This window comes from Actinosynnema sp. (assembly GCF_052038725.1).
This window is the reverse complement of record NZ_JBQGCX010000380.1, coordinates 1-2967: the sequence shown is the minus strand read 5'-3', so window position 1 is coordinate 2967 and position 2967 is coordinate 1. Positions and strand designations below refer to the sequence as shown.

General features: G+C 74.8%; 3 protein-coding genes. 1 reads left to right on the top strand and 2 read right to left on the bottom strand.

Going from position 1 to position 2967, the window contains the following annotated elements; all coding sequences use genetic code 11:
* Both ACTUAL_RS07655 and ACTUAL_RS07650 read right to left on the bottom strand, forming a co-directional pair.
* The coding region (locus ACTUAL_RS07655) for a pyridoxamine 5'-phosphate oxidase family protein (RefSeq protein ID WP_440899751.1) at positions 1 to 496 on the bottom strand (496 nt) is incomplete at its 3' end.
* A gap of 216 nt (positions 497 to 712) precedes the next feature.
* On the bottom strand, positions 713 to 1252 hold the full coding sequence (locus tag ACTUAL_RS07650) for a flavin reductase family protein (protein ID WP_096495690.1): 540 nt from the start codon (positions 1250 to 1252) through the stop codon (positions 713 to 715).
* Positions 1253 to 1493: 241 nt separating this feature from the next.
* On the opposite strand from ACTUAL_RS07650, the gene ACTUAL_RS07645 reads away from it, so the two are divergent.
* Positions 1494 to 2967: polyketide synthase (locus ACTUAL_RS07645; RefSeq protein WP_440899750.1), on the top strand; the 1474-nt coding region annotated here is incomplete at its 3' end.

Genomic DNA, 2967 nt, shown 5'->3' with positions numbered 1-2967 from the left:
GCTCGTCGTCCGCGTCGGGCGCCTCCCAGAACACGCTGCTCAGGTCGAAGCCCCGCAGCACCTGGATGCGCCACGGCTCCAGCTTGATCAGCCCGAACTTGGGGTCCTCGGGGCCGTGCCGCCAGAAGTTCGCCGGGTCGTAGCCGACACCGGGCGGGCTGCCCTTGCGGTACAGCTCCCAGATCTCCCTGCGCACCTCCTGGTCCTCCTGCACCCACTCGGCGCGGCAGTCGGCGAACACCGCGTTCTGCTTGGGGTTCCAGTAGGAGATCGTGGTGTGCGGGTTGCGGGCGAGGTGCGCGACCTTCACCGGGGTGCGGTAGGCCGCGATCCACCCGATGGGGACGCCGTCGCGCACTTCCCAGATGGGCAGCAGCACCCGTGCCCGCGGCCGGTTCCTCTTGTCCACCGTGGTCATCGTGGCGTAGACGATGTCCTGGATGTAGGCGAGGAACGGGTCCTGGAGGTCGGCGAACGACCTGACGACCTTCCTCATCGTGGCCCCCTGTGGGAGTGGCGCCGCCACGTGGCGGCGAGGTGTGCCGTCCCGGCGGCGGGCGCCGCGCGGACGGCCTTGACGGACCCGGTTCGACCGGTCCGGATCCATGGTGGCGCGGCGCGGGGGCTCGGGTAAGAACGCACTTTGAAGTTACCGAGGCACACCGCGGTGCCGTACCGGCCCGCTCGCCGACCGGGGTCGCGCGCCGCGCGGTCAGCCGACGCGCTGGAAGCGGCCCTGGTGGAACACCAGCGCCCCCTGCTCCGCGCCCGACCCGCAGCCCAGCACCCGCCCCAGGAACAGGGTGTGGTCGCCCGCGGGGTGCGCGGTCACCACCTCGCACTCCAGCCAGGCCAGCGCGCCGGTCAGCAGCGGCGCCCCGGTGAGCGGGCCCGGCGCCCAGTCGACCACGTCGAACTGGGCCGCGCCCAGCACGCGCTCGCGGTCGGCGAAGTGGCGCACGGCGGGCTCCTGGTCGGCTGCCGCCACCGACACCCCGAACCGGCCCGTCGAGGTCAGCGCCCGGTGCATGACCGCGCTGCGGGCCACGCACACGTGCACCAGCGGCGGGTCGAGCGAGACCGAGCCGAAGGCGTTCGCGGTCATCCCGTGGACGTGCTCGCCGCCGGTGGTGACCACCACGACGCCGGTGGCGAACCGGCCCATGACCGACCGCAGCTCCTTCGGGTCCACGGCCCCGGCGGGTTCCGCGGTGCCCACTCCACCGGCTGCGACGTGCGCTTGCTCGGACATGCTGTGATCCCCTCGGGTCGGCGTGGTCGCGGCGCGCGCGCCTCCTGCGATCCACAAAGGACTCAACTCGTCGGACGCGACCGACTGTAACCACGAGCGCCGCCCACCCCCTCCACCGCCGGGTAACGGGATTCTCACCGCGCCCGGCCAGAGTGGCCCGTTACCGCCCCCGACCTACCTTCGGCCCGGAAAGCAGGACGCCCCCCATTCGGTTAGCTGGTCAGGAAAGGCGGTCGGCAGCATGGACCACCCCACAGCCGGGCAGCAGGAGGTTCCCGGCGGGCCGCAGGACGCCGTCGCCGTCATCGGGATGGCGGTGCGCCTGCCGTCGGCGGACGGCCCCGACGCGTTCTGGGCGCTGCTCCGCGACGGCGTGGACGCCATCACCGACGTTCCCGCCGGGCGCTGGGAGCAGGCGTCACCCGGTGTGACCCGAGGAGGTTTCCTCGACTCGGTCGCGGAGTTCGACGCGGACTTCTTCGGCGTCTCGCCGCGCGAGGCGGCGGCGATGGACCCGCAGCAGCGCCTGGTGCTCGAACTGGCCTGGGAGGCCGTCGAGGACGCCAGGATCGTCCCCGCCGACCTGCGCGGCAGCCGCACCTCGGTGTTCGTCGGCAGCATCCGCGACGACTACGCCGCCCTGCTCTACCAGCACGGCACGTCGGCGATCACGCCGCACACCGTGACCGGCACCCACCGGGGCATCATCGCGAACCGGGTGTCCTACGCGCTGGACCTGCGCGGCCCGAGCGTCACCGTGGACGCCGCGCAGGCGTCGTCGCTGGTGGCCGTGCACCTGGCGGCGGAGGGGCTGCGCGACGGCGCGGTCGACCTGGCCATCGCGGGCGGCGTGAACCTGAACCTGCTCGGCGAGCAGACCGTCAGCCTGGAGCGCTTCGGCGCCCTGTCCCCGGACGGCCGCAGCCGCCCCCTCGACGCCGCGGCCAACGGCTACGTCCGGGGCGAGGGCGGCGCGGTGGTGCTGCTCAAGCGGCTGGACCGGGCGCTGGCCGACGGCGACCCGGTGCACGCGGTGCTGCTGGGCAGCGCCGTCAACAGCGACGGCGCCACCGAGGGCCTGACCGTGCCGGGGGAGCGGGCGCAGACCGAGGTCGTCCGCGCCGCGTTCGCCGCCGCGGGCGTGGCGCCCGCGAGCGCCCAGTACGTGGAGCTGCACGGCACCGGGACCCCGGTGGGCGACCCGATCGAGGCGCGCGCGCTGGGCGCCGCGATGGCGGGCCGGGAGGACGACCCGCTGCGGGTCGGCTCCGCCAAGTCGAACGTCGGCCACCTGGAGGGCGCGGCGGGCATCGTCGGCCTGGTGAAGACCGCGCTCGCCATCCGGCACCGCAGGCTGCCCGCGACGCTGAACTTCGCGACGCCGAACCCGGAGATCCCCCTGGGGGAGCTGGGTCTGCGCGTGCACGCGGAACTCTCGGACTGGCCCCACCCCGACCGGCCGCTCGTGGCGGGCGTCAGCTCGTGGGGGATGGGCGGCACGAACGCGCACGTCGTGCTCACCGAGGCCCCGGCCCCGGTCCGCCGCCCCGCGCACCCGGACGGGGGCCGAGCCGCTGCCGGAACCCCGGCAGGGGGCGGGGTCGCGCCGGCCGCGGAGACCGAGTTGGCTGCGGAGACCGAGCCGGCTGCGGAGACCGAGCCCGCCGCTGCGGGTGGGTCTGCCGCCGGGAACGGACGCCCGGTGGCCGCCGAGG

Bases quoted from the DNA above. Each gene is read 5' to 3' on its own strand.
- ACTUAL_RS07650 (WP_096495690.1), bottom strand. From the start codon at position 1,252: ATGTCCGAGCAAGCGCACGTCGCAGCCGGTGGAGTGGGCACCGCGGAA.